The organism is Curtobacterium sp. ODYSSEY 48 V2 (assembly GCF_023712625.1).
Lineage (GTDB): Bacteria > Actinomycetota > Actinomycetes > Actinomycetales > Microbacteriaceae > Curtobacterium.
Window position 1 is genome coordinate 160,603 of the sequence record NZ_JAMAXX010000004.1, and the last position, 16,537, is coordinate 177,139.

General features: G+C 72.2%; 12 protein-coding genes. All 12 read left to right on the forward strand.

Annotated features, from left to right (window positions below):
• Positions 1-183 precede the first annotated feature (183 nt).
• The 12 genes from M3666_RS07760 to holA all read left to right on the forward strand — a co-directional run bounded on the left by M3666_RS07760 (position 184) and on the right by holA (position 16,491).
• On the forward strand, positions 184-1,098 hold the full coding sequence (locus tag M3666_RS07760) for an ABC transporter ATP-binding protein (protein ID WP_066653812.1): 915 nt from the start codon (positions 184-186) through the stop codon (positions 1,096-1,098).
• Entirely contained in the window at positions 1,095-1,811 is a 717-nt protein-coding gene (locus tag M3666_RS07765; RefSeq protein ID WP_066653814.1) for an ABC transporter permease, read from the forward strand. The genes M3666_RS07760 and M3666_RS07765 overlap by 4 nt, the downstream gene beginning before the upstream one ends.
• On the forward strand, positions 1,808-2,536 hold the full coding sequence (locus tag M3666_RS07770; RefSeq protein ID WP_066658076.1) for an ABC transporter permease: 729 nt from the start codon (positions 1,808-1,810) through the stop codon (positions 2,534-2,536). Before M3666_RS07765 ends, M3666_RS07770 begins: the two co-directional genes overlap by 4 nt.
• A complete protein-coding gene (locus M3666_RS07775) occupies positions 2,533-3,453 on the forward strand; it encodes an ABC transporter substrate-binding protein (protein WP_209683050.1) in 921 nt (306 codons plus the stop codon). The genes M3666_RS07770 and M3666_RS07775 overlap by 4 nt, the downstream gene beginning before the upstream one ends.
• Positions 3,454-3,740: 287 nt before the next feature.
• Positions 3,741-5,153, forward strand: coding sequence for a cytochrome ubiquinol oxidase subunit I (locus tag M3666_RS07780; RefSeq protein ID WP_251154944.1), 1,413 nt, complete (start codon positions 3,741-3,743; stop codon positions 5,151-5,153).
• A gap of 1 nt (position 5,154) precedes the next feature.
• A complete protein-coding gene (gene cydB / locus M3666_RS07785; protein ID WP_251154945.1) occupies positions 5,155-6,159 on the forward strand; it encodes a cytochrome d ubiquinol oxidase subunit II in 1,005 nt (334 codons plus the stop codon).
• A 9-nt stretch (positions 6,160-6,168) separates the two neighbouring features.
• On the forward strand, positions 6,169-7,833 hold the full coding sequence (gene cydD / locus M3666_RS07790; protein WP_251154946.1) for a thiol reductant ABC exporter subunit CydD: 1,665 nt from the start codon (positions 6,169-6,171) through the stop codon (positions 7,831-7,833).
• Complete coding sequence (gene cydC, locus M3666_RS07795; protein WP_251154947.1) at positions 7,830-9,518, forward strand: thiol reductant ABC exporter subunit CydC; 1,689 nt, start codon at positions 7,830-7,832, stop codon at positions 9,516-9,518. The genes cydD and cydC overlap by 4 nt, the downstream gene beginning before the upstream one ends.
• A 63-nt stretch (positions 9,519-9,581) precedes the next feature.
• Entirely contained in the window at positions 9,582-12,173 is a 2,592-nt protein-coding gene (gene leuS / locus M3666_RS07800) for a leucine--tRNA ligase (protein WP_374109573.1), read from the forward strand.
• Between the two features lie 102 nt (positions 12,174-12,275).
• Positions 12,276-13,028, forward strand: a complete 753-nt coding sequence (locus tag M3666_RS07805; protein WP_209683039.1) for a ComEA family DNA-binding protein — start codon at positions 12,276-12,278, stop codon at positions 13,026-13,028.
• A gap of 9 nt (positions 13,029-13,037) precedes the next feature.
• Positions 13,038-15,608 (forward strand): ComEC/Rec2 family competence protein, encoded by a 2,571-nt coding sequence (locus tag M3666_RS17045; protein WP_251154948.1) that lies wholly within the window; start codon positions 13,038-13,040, stop codon positions 15,606-15,608.
• Positions 15,517-16,491, forward strand: coding sequence for a DNA polymerase III subunit delta (holA, locus tag M3666_RS07815; protein ID WP_251155002.1), 975 nt, complete (start codon positions 15,517-15,519; stop codon positions 16,489-16,491). The genes M3666_RS17045 and holA overlap by 92 nt, the downstream gene beginning before the upstream one ends.
• Positions 16,492-16,537: the final 46 nt, after the last annotated feature.

Below are 16,537 nucleotides of genomic sequence, written 5' to 3' on the forward strand. Positions count from 1 at the left end.
CGGCCGGACGCGCGACGCGCCCGACCGACGCACCGGACCATCCACCGACGCCCGTGCTCCCGAACAGGGAGTGCGGGCGTCGTTGTCCGCGAGCCGTCATGACCGGTCACGGTGGAACGCTGTCCTCGATGCGCGGGTACGCTCGTGCGGAGTCGGGCTACCTCCGAACAGAAGGGCACCCACATGATCGAGTTCCGCTCGGTGCGCAAGACGTACCCGGACGGCACCAACGCGGTCGACGACTTCAGCCTCGTCATCCCGTCGCGGACCACCACGGTCTTCGTCGGCTCCAGCGGCTGCGGCAAGACCACCCTGCTCCGCATGATCAACCGGATGGTCGACCCGTCGTCGGGGACCGTCGAGATCGACGGTGAGGACGTCGCCGGGGTCGACCCCGTGCAGCTCCGTCGCCGCATCGGCTACGTCATGCAGAACGCCGGCCTGCTGCCGCACCGCAAGGTCGCCGACAACATCGCGACCGTGCCGCTCCTGACGGGTGTCCCGAAGGGCGAGGCCCGTGCCCGGGCGCTCGAACTGATGGACACCGTCGGTCTCGACCGGGCGTTCGCGGACCGGTACCCCTCGCAGCTCTCCGGCGGACAGCAGCAGCGCGTCGGCGTGGCCCGCGGCCTCGCCGTCGACCCGAACGTCCTGCTCATGGACGAGCCGTTCGGCGCCGTCGACCCGCTCGTCCGCAACGACCTGCAGGACGAGCTGATCCGGTTGCAGCGCGAGCTCGGCAAGACCGTCGTCTTCGTGACCCACGACATCGACGAGGCGTTCAAGCTCGGCGACCAGGTCGTCATCCTCAAGAAGGGCGGCGAGATCGCGCAGCTCGGGACCCCCGCCGAGATCCTCGCCGAACCGGCGGACGACTTCGTCGCGAACTTCATCGGTGCCGGCCGCGGTCGGCGTGCCCTGCGCGTCGAGCAGACGCCGACCGGCCCGATCGTGGTCGACGGCGACGGCCGGGCAGCCGGAGTGCTCACCGGTCCGGTCCAGGTGGTCGACGCCGCAGCCGCGGTGCCACAGGCAGCAGAGGCCGGGGCGCGTGACACCGCCCCGGGTGCTCCGGCGCAGGGTGGGGGACCGCGGTGAACTGGATCCTGTCGAACCTCGACACGATCAGTGACGCCACGATCGCGCACCTCGCGATCGCGATCCCACCGATCATCATCAGCTTCCTGCTCTCCATCCCGATCGGCTGGGTGGTGGTCCGACTGCAGCGCACGGGCGGATCCCGCTTCGCCGCCGGTCTGGGCAGCGGCATCGTGACCTTCGCGGGTCTCCTCTACGCGATCCCGTCGCTGGCGCTGTTCGTCGCCCTGCCCGGCATCATCGGGACGAGCCTGCAGAGCCCGGTCAACGTGATCATCAGCCTGACGATCTACGGTCTCGCGCTCATGGTCCGGTCGACGGTGGACGGCCTCTCCTCGGTCGACGCCGGCACGAAGGCAGCCTCGACCGCCATGGGGTACTCGGGCGTACAGCGCTTCTTCCGCGTCGAGCTCCCGCTCGCCGGTCCCGTGCTGCTCGCCGGCCTGCGGGTGATCGCGGTGTCGACGATCTCGCTGACGACCGTCGGTGCGGTGCTCGGCATCCAGAGCCTCGGTTCGCTGTTCACCGACGGACTCGCGCGCGGCATCTACGAGGAGATCCTCTCGGGCATCGTCATGGTGCTCGTGCTCGCCTTCGCCCTCGACGGCCTGCTCGTGCTGCTCGGACGGCTCGTCATGCCGTGGACACGGCGGGCGCCGCGGAGCCGTCGCGCCGCGCGTCGGGTCCTGCAGCGAGCGGAGGTCGCCTCGTGATCATCGGACAGGCGTTCGGCTGGGTGTTCGACCCGGCCAACTACACCGGCGTCAACGCGATCCCCGAGCGGCTGTGGGAGCACGTCTGGATCACCCTGCTCGCCGTGGTGATCGCGGCCGTGATCGCGGTCCCGATCGGGTACGCGATCGGGCACACGGGCCGGGCACGCGGGGTCTCCATCGCGCTGTCCGGCGGCATCAGGGCCCTGCCGACGCTCGGCGTGCTGTCCCTCTTCGGCCTGCTGCTCGGCATCGGGCTCGAGGCACCGCTGCTGGCGCTCGTGGTCCTGGCCGTCCCGTCGGTGCTCGCCGGTGCCTACGCGGGGATCGAGTCCGTCGACCCGGTCACGATCGACGCGGCGAAGGCCCAGGGCATGACCGGGTGGCAGGTGCTCTGGAAGGTCGAGATCCCGCTCGGGCTGCCGCTGCTCATCGGTGGCGTCCGGTCGGCCGTGCTCCAGGTCGTCGCCACCGCCACCCTGGCCGCCTACGTCGGCGCCGGGGGACTGGGCGGCTACTTCTTCCTCGGCCTCAAGACCCAGGACTACGCCGAGATGCTCGGTGCGTCCGTCCTCGTGATCGCGCTCGCGATCGCGTTCGAGATCGTGTTCGCCGCGCTGCAGCGGGCGTCGGTGCCGAAGGGCACCCTCGACCCGTCCGCGCGGCAGCGCCAGGGATCGCGCGAGCGAGCCCGCAATCCCATCCCGGAAGGAAACCCATCGTGATCACAGCACGGATCCGCGTCGCCCTCGCCGCCGCAACGGCACTCGGCGTCGCCGCAGCCCTGACCGGCTGCTCCTCTGGTGACCCGCTCAGCAGCGGCTCCAGCGCCTCGTCCGACTCGAAGACGATCGTCATCGGCTCGCAGCAGTACTACTCGAACGAGATCATCGCCGAGCTCTACGCGCAGGTGCTCGAGAAGGACGGCTTCACCGTCGAGCGCAACTTCAACATCGGGCAGCGCGAGGTCTACATCCCGCAGCTCGAGAAGGGCGCGATCGACGTCATGCCCGAGTACAGCGGCAACCTGCTGCAGTACTTCGACAAGGAGTCGACGGCCAAGAGCGCGGACCAGATCGACGAGGCGCTCGAGAAGGCCCTGCCGAAGGGTCTGCGGGTCCTCGACGAGGCCGACGCCACCGACCAGGACAGCTACACCGTGACGAAGCAGTTCTCCGAGGAGAACGACGTCACGAGCCTGGCCGACCTGAAGGACGTCAAGGAGAAGCTGACCGTCGGCGCGAACTCCGAGTTCCAGACCCGCCCGTACGGCCCCGAGGGCCTGAAGTCGGTCTACGGCGTGGACGTCGACTTCAAGGCGGTCGAGGACTCCGGCGGCGCCCTGACGGTGAAGGCGCTCAAGGACGGCACCGTCCAGCTCGCCGACATCTACAGCGCGGACCCGAGCATCAAGGCGAACGACTTCGTCTCGCTCAAGGACCCGGAGAACCTGATCCTGCCGCAGAACGTCATCCCGGTGGTCTCCGACAAGGTCGACGAGAAGGCTGCGGACGCCATCGACGAGGTGAACGAGAAGCTCACCACCGACAAGCTCATCGAGCTCAACGAGAAGAGCGTCACGGACAAGGAGAAGGCCTCGCAGATCGCGAAGCAGTTCCTCCAGGACGAGGGTCTGCTCTAGTCGGTCGGCGCTCGGCGCCGATCAGCACTGAACGACAGGTGTCGGGCTTCGGCCCGGCACCTGTCGTCGTTCACGCGGAGGGCGCTCGGGCACCGTCGTTCCGCACGGTTGTGCCGACCAATGCTCGTGCACGTTCGTGCAGAGTGCCCCTCTACAACTTGTCGAAGCAGGTGTCCCGGCGGTAGCGTTGAGATGTCCCGATGGGGTGACAAGTACCAGTTCCTCCTCCCGGAAGAGGCATCTCTCGTGCACGAACAGCGCGCGGCGGACCGGCTCGGACACGCCGCATGAACGACATCCTCGATCCCCTGATCCTGTCGCGGTGGCAGTTCGGTCTGACGACGATCTACCACTTCCTCTTCGTCCCGCTGACGATCGGCATGGCGCTCGTCGTCGCCGTCTTCCAGTCGGCGTGGGTGCGGACCGGGCGCGCTCACTACCTCCAGCTGACCCGTTTCTTCGGGCGCATCTTCCTCATCAACTTCGCGATGGGCGTCGTCACCGGAATCGTCCAGGAGTTCCAGTTCGGCATGAACTGGTCGAACTACTCGCGGTTCGTGGGCGACGTCTTCGGTGCCCCGCTCGCGCTCGAGGGCATCCTCGCGTTCTTCTTCGAGGCGGCGTTCATCGGCATCTGGATCTTCGGGTGGGACCGCCTGCCGCGGGCGCTGCACCTGGCGAGCATCTGGTGCGTCAGCGTCGGCACGATGATGTCGGCGTACTTCATCCTGGCGGCGAACGCCTTCATGCAGCACCCCGTCGGCTTCGCGATCAACGAGGCGAAGGGCCGCGCCGAGCTCACCGACATCTGGGCCGTCCTGACCAACAAGGTCGCGCTGGCCGCCTTCCCGCACACGCTCTTCGGGGCCTTCATGGTCGCCGCCTCGGTGATCATCGCGGTCGCGGCGTGGCACCTCGCACGCAACCAGAACCTCGAGACGATGATGCCGGCGCTCAAGTTCGGCATGTGGACGATGCTGGCGTCCGGCGCGCTGACCGTGCTGTCCGGCGACCAGCTCGGGCTCACGATGGTCGACACCCAGCCGATGAAGATGGCCGCGGCCGAGGCGCTCTACAACACCTCGACGGGCAAGGACGCCTCGTTCTCGATCTTCACGCTCGGCACCCCCGACGGTGTGCACGAACTGTTCTCGATCCGCATCCCGTACCTGCTCTCGTTCCTGTCGACGCACACCTTCACCGGCACGGTCGAGGGCATCAACGACCTGCAGGCGCAGTACACGCAGGTGTACGGCCCCGGCGACTACAAGCCGATCATCTGGGTGACCTACTGGTCGTTCCGCTGGATGATCGCCCTCGGTGTCGGGGCGGTGCTCGTGTCGGTCGTCGGCCTGTGGCTGACCCGCAAGGGCCGGTTCCCGACGCAGCGCTGGATCTGGCGCATCGCCACCTGGTCGGTCCCGCTGCCGATGGCCGCGATGATCATGGGCTGGGTCTTCACCGAGATGGGCCGCCAGCCGTGGCTCGTGTTCGGTCTGCTCCGCACGGCGGACGGCGTCTCGCCGAACGTCACCGGGGTCGAGGTCCTCATCTCCCTGGTCGTGTTCACGCTGATCTACGGCGCGCTCGCGGTCGTCGAGTTCCGGCTCATCAAGAAGGTCGCGCAGGAGGGCCCCGCCGCCCCTGCGAAGGTCGACGAGGTCACCGGCGAGGTCGAGCACGAAGTGACGGTGTACTGAGATGGATCTGCCAGTCCTGTGGTTCGCGATCGTCGGACTGTTCTTCGTCGGGTACTTCGTCCTCGACGGGTTCGACTTCGGTGTCGGGATGTCCCTGCCGTTCCTCGGCAAGGACGACACCGACCGCCGTGTGCTCATCAACACGATCGGCCCGGTGTGGGACCTCAACGAGACCTGGGTCATCGTCGCCGGGGCCTGCCTGTTCGCGGCGTTCCCCGAGTGGTACGCGACGATGTTCTCCGGCTTCTACCTCGCCCTGCTGCTCATCCTCGTGGCGCTCATCGCCCGCGGGGTCTCGTTCGAGTACCGGCACCAGCGGAAGCACCCGGAGTGGAAGCGTCGCTTCGACCTCATGATCATCATCGGCAGCGCCGTGCCGTCGTTCCTCTGGGGCGTCGCGTTCGGCAACGTCGTCCGCGGGATCCCGATGGACGCCGGGCACAACTTCACGGGCACGTTCCTCGACCTGCTCAACCCGTTCGCGCTGCTGACCGGCCTCGCGACCCTGATGGTGTTCTTCACGCACGGCGTCGTGTTCGTCGCACTGAAGACCGAGGGTGAGATCCGCGTGCGGGCGAAGCGCCTGGCGACCCGGGCGGGCGTGCTGACGATCGTCGTCGGTGCCGCGTTCCTGGTGGCGATGGCGTTCGTGCGGGCGACGCCGGCGTCCCTGGTGCTCTCGGTCGTCGCGGCACTCGCGCTCGTGCTCGCCGTGCTCTGCACCGCGTGGGGCAAGGAGGGGCGGGCGTTCACGCTGATGGCGGTCACGATCGCCGCCGTGGTCCTGGCGATGTTCACCGCGATCTTCCCCGACGTCATGCCGGCGTCGAACGACCCGGCGAACAGCCTGACCGTGGTCAACGCGTCGAGCGGGCAGTACACGCTGACGGTGATGAGCTGGGTCGCGCTGATCTTCGTCCCGCTCGTGCTGGCCTACCAGGCCTGGACCTACTGGGTGTTCCGCAAGCGCGTCTCGCGGGCCCACATCGACCAGGCCGCGCACTAGGGGCTCCCGGTGAAGCCGCTCGATCCTCGTCTGCTGCGCCTGTCGCGTGCCGCGCGCTGGTCCGTCGTCGCGTCCGCGGGGACGGGCCTGGTCCGCACACTCGCGACGATCGGTGTCGCGTGGGGGATCGCGGCGGCCGTCTCGCTCGGCGTCGACGCGGTGCGCGACGGCCGGCTCCCGGAGACGTTCGTCCCGACGCTGGCGCTGCTGGCCGGTGCGTTCGTCGTCCGTGCCGTCGCCGCGTGGGCGACGGACGACCTGGCGGCGCGGGCCGGGGCGACGGTGAAGAGCGAGCTCCGTGCGACCGTCCTCTCCCGGGCGGCCGAGCGCGGACCGTCCTGGCTCGCCGCCCGGTCGAGCGCCGGCTTCGCCACCGCGCTCGGCCCCGGGCTCGACGCCCTCGACGCCTACTTCGGGCGGTACGTCCCGCAGCTCGCGCTCACGGCGGTCGCGACCCCGGCGCTCCTCGTCGCGATCGGGCTCGGTGACCTGACGAGCGCGGTCGTCATCGTGCTCGCGATGCCGGTGATCCCCGTGTTCATGGTGCTCATCGGTCTGGCGACCCAGGCGCTGCAGCGGCGGCAGGCCGACGCGCTCACCCGCCTCGGCGGCGCCTTCACCGAGGCGGTCGAGGGCCTCGCCACCCTCAAGGTCTTCGGACGTGCCCGCCGCCAGGTCGACCGCATCGGCACCGTCACCGACGAGTACCGCCGCGGCACCATCGGCGTCCTGCGTCTGTCCTTCGTCAGCGGCTTCGCCCTCGAACTCGCCGCGAGCCTGTCCGTCGCCCTCGTCGCGGTGTCGATCGGCGTCCGACTCGTCGACGGCTCGCTCGGCCTCGGCGCCGCGATGTTCGTCCTGGTGCTCGCCCCGGAGGCGTTCGCACCCCTCCGCCAGGTCGGTGCCGACTTCCACGCCGCCCAGGACGGCGTCGAGGCGTCCGGCGCCGTGCTCGACGTCCTCGACGACCGGGGACGCGACACGTCGACCAGCGCACCTGCGCCCGGCACCCCGGCCGCCGCGGCCACCGACCTGGTGCTCGAGGGCGTGGTGGTCCGTCGCCCCGACGTCGTCGTCGGACCGTTCGACCTGCGCGTCGCGCCCGGCACCGTCGTCGGCCTCGCCGGGCCCAGCGGGTCCGGCAAGTCCAGTCTCATCGCGGCGATCCGGGGTGTCCTCGCCCACGACGGCACGGTGACGGTGCCCGGCCCGGCCGACGCCACCCGCGCCGACCGCACGACGTGGGGTGACCAGCGTCCGCGCCTGGTGCGCGGCACGGTCGCCGAGAACGTCGCCCTGCACACGCGACCCGACGACCACGACGTGCGCCGCGCCCTGGGCGAGGCGGGGCTGGGTGTCGAGCCGAGCCTCCCGGTCGGACCCGGGGGAGCCGGTCTGTCGGGCGGTCAGGCGCAGCGCGTCGCGGTCGCCCGGGCCCTGTACCGGGCGCGTCGCGCCCGCACCCCGCTCGTCCTGCTCGACGAGCCGACGTCGGCCCTCGACGCCGACGCGGAGCAGATCGTCGTCGACGTCGTCCGGTCGCTCGCCGCCGACGGCGCGGTCGTCGTCGTGGCGAGCCACCGCCCCGCCGTGCTGGCCGCCGCCGACGTCCGCGTCGACCTCCGCACCGGCGGAGCGGTGACCGTGACGCACCGACAGGAGGCACGCTCGTGAGCCGGGAGACCCGTCCCACCCCCGTCCTGCGGCTGGCGCTCCCGCACGGGGCCGGCTGGGCGAAGGCGGTCGCCGCCGGCACGCTCAGTGCGGTCTGTGCGGTGGCGCTCCTGGCGGCGAGCGGCTACCTCATCACCCGCGCGGCCGAGCAGCCGCCGATCCTCTACCTGACGCTCGTCATGGTCGGGGTGCGTGCGTTCGCCCTCGGCCGGGCCGCGCTGCGCTACGTCGACCGGCTCGCCGGGCACGACGCGTCGTTCCGGCAGCTCGCCGTCGTCCGGACCGAGATGTACCGACGGCTCGCCTCGGTCGCCCCGGCCGGGCTCGGGGCGACCGGGCGCGGTGACCTGCTCACCCGGCTCGTCACGGACACCGACCGGCTGCAGGACCTGCCGATCCGCGTCGTCGGCCCGCTCGTGTCGGCCGGGGTCGTCGCCCTGCTCTCCGTCGTCGCGGTCGCGGTGGTCTGGTGGCCCGCGGCGGTGGTGCTCGTCGTCGCCCTCGCCGTCGCCGCGCTGCTCGGGACGGTCACGACCCTGTCCGTCGCGCGGCGATCGGACCGCGAGACGGCGGCCGAACGCGGACGGGTCGCGGACCTGGTGCTCGACACCGTCCGGACCCTCGACGTGTTCGCCGCGTACGGCACGCTGCCCGACCGCCTGGCCGGCATCGCCGCGCTCGACGCCCGCGTGACCCGCGCCGTCCGGCGTCGTGCGACCGTCGAGTCGCTCGTCGGGGCCCTCGTCGGCCTGGTCGGTGGCGGCGCCGTCGTCGGGGTGCTCGCGGTCGGTGCTCCCGCGGTCGTCTCGGGCGCGCTGGACGGACCGCTCTGGGCGCTCGCCGTCTTCGTGCCGCTCGCACTCTTCGAGGTCGTCGGCGGGGTCCCGCTCGCCGTCCTGACGCTGCGCCGGGTCCGCGCCGCCGCGGAACGGGTCGAGGAGGTCGTCCCCGCGGAGCTCCCGGCCGGCATCGTGCCGGAGCCCGACGTGCCGGCCGACCCGTCGGACCTCGTCGTCGACGGGCCGGTGCGGGTGGCGGTGCGGGACCTGACCGTGCGGTGGCCCGGCGCGTCGGCGCCCGCGGTGGACCGGGTGTCGTTCGACCTGCACCCGGGTGAGGTCGTCGTGCTCGAGGGGCCGAGCGGTGCCGGGAAGTCCACCCTCGTGGACGCCCTGGTGCGGTTCGTCGACCACGAGGGGTCGTACACGCTCGACGGGGTCGGGACGCGGTCGATGCACCCGGACGCGGTGCGCGCACGGGTCGGGCTCGTGGAGCAGGACCCGTTCGTGTTCGACCAGTCGGTGCGGCAGAACCTGCTCTTCGCGCGGGACACCGCGACGGACGCCGAGCTCAGCGACGTGCTCGACCGGGTCGGGCTCGGCCCGTGGGTCGCGGGGCGCGGTGGGCTCGACGCCCCGGTGGGGGAGCGCGGCGGGCTGCTCTCCGGCGGGCAGGCGCACCGCCTCGCGCTCGCCCGGGCGCTGCTGCACGCGTTCCCGGTGCTGGTGCTCGACGAGCCGACCGCGGACGTCGACCCCGACCTCGGCGACGCGGTGCTCCGCGACCTCGTCGGTGCGGCGCGGCGGGCCGGACGCACCGTGCTGGTCGTGTCCCACGTGCCGGTCCCGGCCGACCTGGTGGACAGGACCCTGCGGATGCGTGACGGGCGCCTCGCCGAGGGGTGACCGCCTGCCGGACGGAGGATGCGTCGGCGGGACCGGGGCGGGCCTCCAGGCCTTGTACCCTTGGTGATCGTGACCACCGAGCACTCCACTGCGAACGCAACCGAGCACCCCGCCGGACCCGCAGCCGTCGATCCCGACGCCTACGACTTCCGCCGCATCCAGGAGAAGTGGCAGCCCCGCTGGGAGGAGCTCGGCCTCTTCACGACCGACCTCGACGACTCGCGCCCGCGCAAGTACATCCTCGAGATGTTCCCGTACCCGTCCGGCGACCTGCACATGGGGCACGCCGAGAACTGGGCACTCGGCGACTTCGTGGCCCGCTACTGGCGGCAGCAGGGCTTCAACGTCCTGCACCCCATCGGCTGGGACTCCTTCGGCCTGCCCGCCGAGAACGCGGCGATCAAGCGCGGGGTCGACCCGGCGCAGTGGACCTACGCGAACATCGAGCAGCAGAAGGCCTCGTTCAAGCGCTACGCGCCGTCGTTCGACTGGACGACGGAGATCCACACGTCGGACCCCGAGTACTACAAGTGGAACCAGTGGCTGTTCCTCAAGATGTACGAGAAGGGCCTGGCCTACCGGAAGGACAGCTGGGTCAACTGGGACCCGGTGGACCAGACCGTGCTCGCGAACGAGCAGGTGCTGCCCGACGGCACCTCGGACCGTTCCGGCGCCGTCGTCGTCAAGAAGAAGCTGACGCAGTGGTACTTCGCGATCACGAAGTACGCGGACCGGCTGCTCGACGACCTCAACCAGCTCGAGGGTCGCTGGCCGGCGAAGGTGATCGCGCAGCAGCGCAACTGGATCGGCCGTTCGGTCGGCGCCGACGTCGACTTCGTCATCGAGGGGCACGACGAGCCCGTCACCGTGTTCACCACACGTCCGGACACCATCCACGGGGTGACGTTCCTCGTCGTGGCGCCGGACTCGGACCTGGCGGCGTCGCTGGTCTCCGCCGCCCCTGACGACGTGCGTGCCGACTTCGACGCGTACCTGACCGCGACGCAGAAGACCTCGGAGATCGACCGGCAGAACGCCGACCGGCCGAAGACCGGCGTGCCGCTCGGCCGCTCCGCGATCCACCCGCTCACGGGGGAGCGCCTGCCGATCTGGGCCGCCGACTACGTGCTCGCCGACTACGGCCACGGCGCCGTGATGGCGGTCCCGGCGCACGACCAGCGCGACCTCGACTTCGCCCGGGCCTTCGACCTGCCGGTCAAGGTCGTCGTCGACACGAACCAGCCGGTCACCGGTGCCATCCCGGTCATCCCCGAGGGGGCGACGCTCGAGGACCTGCCCGCGCTCGACCCCGTCTCGACCGGCGAGGCGCTCACCGGCCAGGGCCGGATGATCAACTCCGGGCCGCTCGACGGCATGTCGAAGCAGCACGCCATCACCGCGGCGATCTCCCTGCTCGAGGAGCGCGGGACCGGCCGGGCCGCGAAGACCTACCGCCTGCGCGACTGGCTCATCTCCCGTCAGCGCTTCTGGGGCACCCCGATCCCGATCATCCACGGCGCCGACGGCACCGAGCACCCGGTCCCGATGGACCAGCTGCCGGTGCGCCTGCCGTCGACCGAGGGCCTCGACCTCAAGCCGAAGGGCACCTCGCCGCTCGGTGGAGCGACCGACTGGGTGAACGTGCCGAACCCGGTGGACGGCTCCCCGGCGCTCCGCGACACGGACACGATGGACACCTTCGTCGACTCGTCGTGGTACTTCCTGCGCTTCCTGTCGGCCCAGGACGACACGCAGGCGTTCGACCCCGAGGCCGCTCGGAAGTGGGCGCCGGTCGACCAGTACATCGGTGGCATCGAGCACGCGATCCTGCACCTGCTCTACGCGCGCTTCGTCACGAAGGTCCTGTTCGACCTCGGCTACCTCGACTTCACCGAGCCGTTCTCGGCGCTGCTCAACCAGGGCATGGTGCTCTCCGGCGGCTCGAAGATGTCGAAGTCGAAGGGCGGCGTCTCGCTCGGCGACGAGCTCGACGCGAACGGCGTCGACGCGATCCGCCTCGTGATGGGCTTCGCCGGGCCGCCGGAGGACGACATCAACTGGGAGGACGTGTCGCCGTCGGCGTCGGCACGCTTCCTCGCCCGCGCCTACCGCCTGGCGCTCGACGTCACCTCGGCACCGGACGCCGTCTGGGCCGACGGTGACCGTGCCCTGCGCCAGGTGACGCACCGCTTCCTGGCCGACGCGCCGGGGATGATGGAGGCCTTCAAGTTCAACGTCGTGATCGCGCGACTGATGGACCTGGTGAACGTCACCCGCAAGGCGATCGACAGCGGCCCCGGCGCCGGTGACCCCGCCGTGCGCGAGGCCGTCGAGACGATCGCCCTCGCCCTCGCCGTCTTCGCCCCGTACACCGGCGAGGAGATGTGGGAGAAGCTGGGCTACGAGGCCACGGTCGCCACGTACGGCTGGCGGAAGGCGGACCCGACGCTGCTCGTGCAGGAGACGCTCACCGCGGTCGTGCAGGTCAACGGCAAGGTGCGCGACTCGTTCGAGGTGTCGAAGTCGATCGAGGCGGACGAGCTCGAGCAGCTCGCGCGGGCCTCGGCGAACGTGCAGCGGTACATCGGTGACCGCGAGATCGTCAAGGTCATCGTGCGGGCGCCGAAGCTCGTGAACATCGCGATCAAGGGCTGACGGCTCCCGGAGTCCTCCCCACCTGACCGGCCCGGCCGGTCCCTCCACAGGAGGGGCCGCCGGGCCGTCGTCGTCCCCGTGGCGGGACCTACCGTGCCGGGCATGACTGCTTCGTCTCCTGGAGGACCCGGTGCCGACGGGTCGTGGGCGTCCCGGTTCGCGCTCTCGCCCCGAGCGGCCGTGGTGCTGGCCGCCGTGGTGGTCGGGCTCGCGCTCGTGGTCGTCGCGATCGGGACCCTCGGGACGCGATCGACGGCCGGGGTGACGGTGACGAGCGCGCCCTCGACGGCGCCCGGCCGACCGGATCCGGGTCCGAGCACGGACGCCACGGGCGGCGCTCCCGGGTCCGGATCGCGCTCGGGATCGGCGAGTGCCGCGGCGGTCACCGTGTACGTGCTCGGCGCGGTGGTCCGGGCCGGGGTCGTCGAGGTCCCCGCCGGGACCCGCGTGGACGGCGCGCTGCAGCGAGCGGGGGGAGCCACGGCCGACGCCGACCTCGCCCGGCTCAACCTCGCCCGTCCGGTGGTGGACGGAGAACGCCTGTACGTGCCGCGGGTCGGGGAGACCGAGGTGCCCGAGGCGCTCCGGCCGGACGCGCCGGGTGCCGGGGGCGGGAGTGCCGCCGTCGGGGGTGGTGCCGGCGGCGCGGACGACACGGGCGCGGCCGTCGTCGACCTCAACACCGCCGACCAGCCGACACTCGAGACCCTGCCCGGCATCGGCCCGGCACTGGCGGCCCGCATCCTGGCGTGGCGCGAGGAGCACGGCGGGTTCACGTCGGTGGACGACCTGCTCGAGGTCAGCGGCATCGGCGACACCCGCCTCGCCGAGCTGCGGGACCGGGTCCGGGTCTGAATCGTGGACGTGCAGCCGAGCCTCGTCGACCTGCGCCTGGCGGGACCGGTGGCCGCCGCGTGGGTCGAGGCGGCACTGCTCGTCGGGGCGCCGGGGCTCGCATGGTGGTGCGCGACGACCGCGGCGACCGCCGGCACCGTGGTCGTCCTGGCGCTCGTGGTGCGGGGCCGGCGTGGGCGTGCAGCGCTGTCCGGCGGTCGCGGTGGTCTGCTGGGTGGCGTGCCGGGCGACGTACTGGGCGGCGTGCTCGTCGCGGCAGCGTGCTGCCTGCTCGTCGCGGTGGCGGTCGGGGTGGGCGCGGCGGCGCGGTCGCCGCAGGCGCTCGCCGACCGTGCCGGACGGACCGTGGCCGTCGAGGTCGTGCTGACCCGGGACCTCGCCGCCTCCGACCGGTCGACCACGGGCACGCTGCGGGCGATCGGTGACGTGGGCGGGCTCGAGGTCCCCGTGCGCGTGGTCCCGGCCGGGCGTCTCCGTGCGTCGGCCGGAGCGGTGCTGCACGCCCGGGCGACGGTGCAGACCGACGACGGCGGCGCACCGACCGCGGCGGTGGTGTTCCTGCGCGGACGTCCGACGAGCCTGCCGCCGACCGGTCTGCTGGCAGCGTCGGAGCGCGTGCGGCAGGACTTCACGGCGGTGACGCGCGACCTGCCCGAACCCGGCGGCGCGCTGCTGCGCGGGCTGGCGATCGGGGACCGCAGCGGACTCGACCCGGCGACGGAGTCCGCGATGGAGACGACCGCGCTGACCCACCTCACGGCGGTCTCCGGCTCGAACTGCGCCGTCGTCGTCGCGCTCGTCGTTGCCGGGTGCCGGGCGCTCGGGCTCCCTCGGGTCCTCCGGGCGGTCGCGGCCGTCGGGTTCCTGGTGGCCTTCGTGGTGCTCGTGCGACCGGACCCGTCGATCGTGCGTGCCGCGGTGATGGCGGTGGTGGTCCTGGCGGTCCGGCTGTCGGGCCGCCCGCTCCGCGGGGTGCCGCTCCTGGCGCTCACCGTCCTCGGCATGCTCGTGGTGGACCCCTGGTACGCCCGGGCGCCCGCGTTCGCGCTGTCGGTCCTGGCCACCGGCGGCATCATCGTGCTGGCACCGCGCCTGACCGCCCTGCTCGCGCGGCGGTGGTGGCAGCCCCTCGCTGCGGCGGTCGCGATCCCCGTCGCCGCACAGCTCGCCTGCTGGCCCGTGACGGTCGTGCTCGCCCCGACCCTCCCGACCTACGCGGTCCCGGCGAACATGCTGACGGAGCCCCTCTCGCCCGTCGTCACCGTCGGCGGGCTCGCCGCGTGCGTGCTCGCTCCCGTCTGGCCCTGGGGCGCCGCGGTCGTCGCGCACGTGGCCTGGGCTCCCGCGGCGGTCATCGGCGCCGTCGCGCACGGGGCGGCCGCACTGCCGGCGGCGACGCTCGACTGGCCCGCCGGACCGGTCGGAGCCGCGACGGCGGGGCTGGTCAGCCTGGCGGTCGCCGGTGCCGTCCTCGTGGATCCTCCGCGACGGACGTGGGCGCTGGTCGCGGCGGGGACCGTCGTCGCGATCGGGCTCGGACTCGTGGCCGTCCCGCGGCTCGTGGTGCGCTCGACCGTGCCGGGGGACTGGTCGGTGGTGGCGTGCGACGTCGGGCAGGGTGACGCCGTCCTGGTGCGCGACGGCGCCGGTCCGGTCGCCCTCGTCGACACCGGGGACGACGAGGAACTGCTGCTGCGGTGCCTCGACCTGGTCGGTGTCGACCGGGTCGACCTGCTCGTGCTGACCCACTTCGACCGTGACCACGTCGGCGCGGTCGGGGCGGTGGCGGACCGGGTGGCGAGGGCGCTCGTCGGTCCCGTCGGACGGCCCGAGGACGAGCGGGTCGTCGGGACGCTCGAGCGGGCCGGGGTCGAGGTCCGGACCGCGGACGACGGCACGTCGGGCACCCTCGGCGCGTTGCGCTGGCGGGTGGTGTGGCCGCGCGCGGGATCGTCAGCATCGGGCAACGACGCGAGTGTCGTCCTCGAGACCACCGCCGACGGACCCTGCCCGACCTGTGTGTCCGGGGTGTTCCTCGGCGACCTCGGGGAACAGGCCCAGCGCCGGCTCCGACCGTTGGTCGAGGCGCACCCGGACGTCGTCAAGGTCGCCCACCACGGATCGGCCGATCAGGACCCGGCGTTGTACCGACAGCTCGCGGCGCCGATCGGACTCATCGGCGTCGGCGCCGACAACACCTACGGGCACCCGACGGCGTCGGCGCTCGACGCCCTCCGCGCCGCGGGGACGACCGCGTTCCGCACCGACGAGCAGGGCACCGTCGTGGTCTCGCGATCGGCCGACGGGTCGTTGCAGGTCTGGACCGAGCGGACGGCGCCGGCCACGACGACGGGGGTCCGTCCGGCGGGAGGTCCGTCTGTGGCGGCCCGTAGGATCGGAACAGCCCCCGACCAGCTCGCTCCGGAGCCGACGGAAGGAACGCATGCCCGCCAAGAAGCCCACGCGCGCCGCCGCGAAGATCGACCAGGTGCCGTGGTCCGGTGTCCGGCCGGCGCCCGTCGTGCTGGTCACCGGTCCCGAGCAGTTCCTGGCGGAGCGGGCGAGCAGCGTCCTCCGTGACCTGCTCGTCGGCGAGGACCCGGCGCTCGAGGTGCACGACCTCGAGGCAGACCAGTACGCCCCCGGCCTCCTGGCGACGCTCGCGAGCCCGTCGCTCTTCGGCGAACCGCGGCTCGTGCGGGTGACGAACGTCGAGAAGTGCACCGACGCCTTCATCACCGAGACGATCTCCTACCTGCAGGCGCCCGCGGACGACGTCACGCTGGTCCTGCGACACGGTGGGGGCATGCGCGGCAAGAAGCTGCTCGACACCATCCGCAGCGGGGTCGGCGGCGGCGTCGAGGTCCAGTGCGACGAGCTCAAGCGCGACACCGACAAGATCGACTTCGTCAACGCCGAGTTCCGGGCCGCCCGGCGGAAGATCGCGCCGTCGGCGGTCCGCACGCTCGTCGCGGCGTTCTCCGACGACCTCGCGGAGCTCGCGGCGGCGTGCCGGCAGCTGCTGGCCGACGAGGCCGAGGAGATCACCGACCGCACCGTCGACAAGTACTACGGCGGTCGCGTCGAGACCAACGCGTTCAAGGTCGCGGACATCGCGCTCGCAGGACGCTCGGCCCCGGCGATCGTCGAGCTGCGGCACGCCCTCGCGACGGGGGAGGCGCCGGTGCCGATCGTCGCGGCGTTCGCGAGCAAGATCCGCACGATGGCCAAGATCAGCGCCTTCCGCGGGCCGAGCGGCCAGGCGGCGTCTGCACTCGGCATGGCGCCGTGGCAGGTGCAGCGCGCGCAGCGCGACGTCGCCGGGTGGAGCGAAGCCGGGTTGGCGAACGCGATCACGAGCATCGCGGCTGCGGACACGGCGGTGAAGGGCGGCTCGCGCGACGCGCACTACGCGCTCGAGGTCATGGTCCGCACCATCGCCCGTCGCGGCGAGGAGCGCTGAGGCGGGGCGCGCCTCCAGGCCGCACCCGGACGCCGAGCCGCGGCCG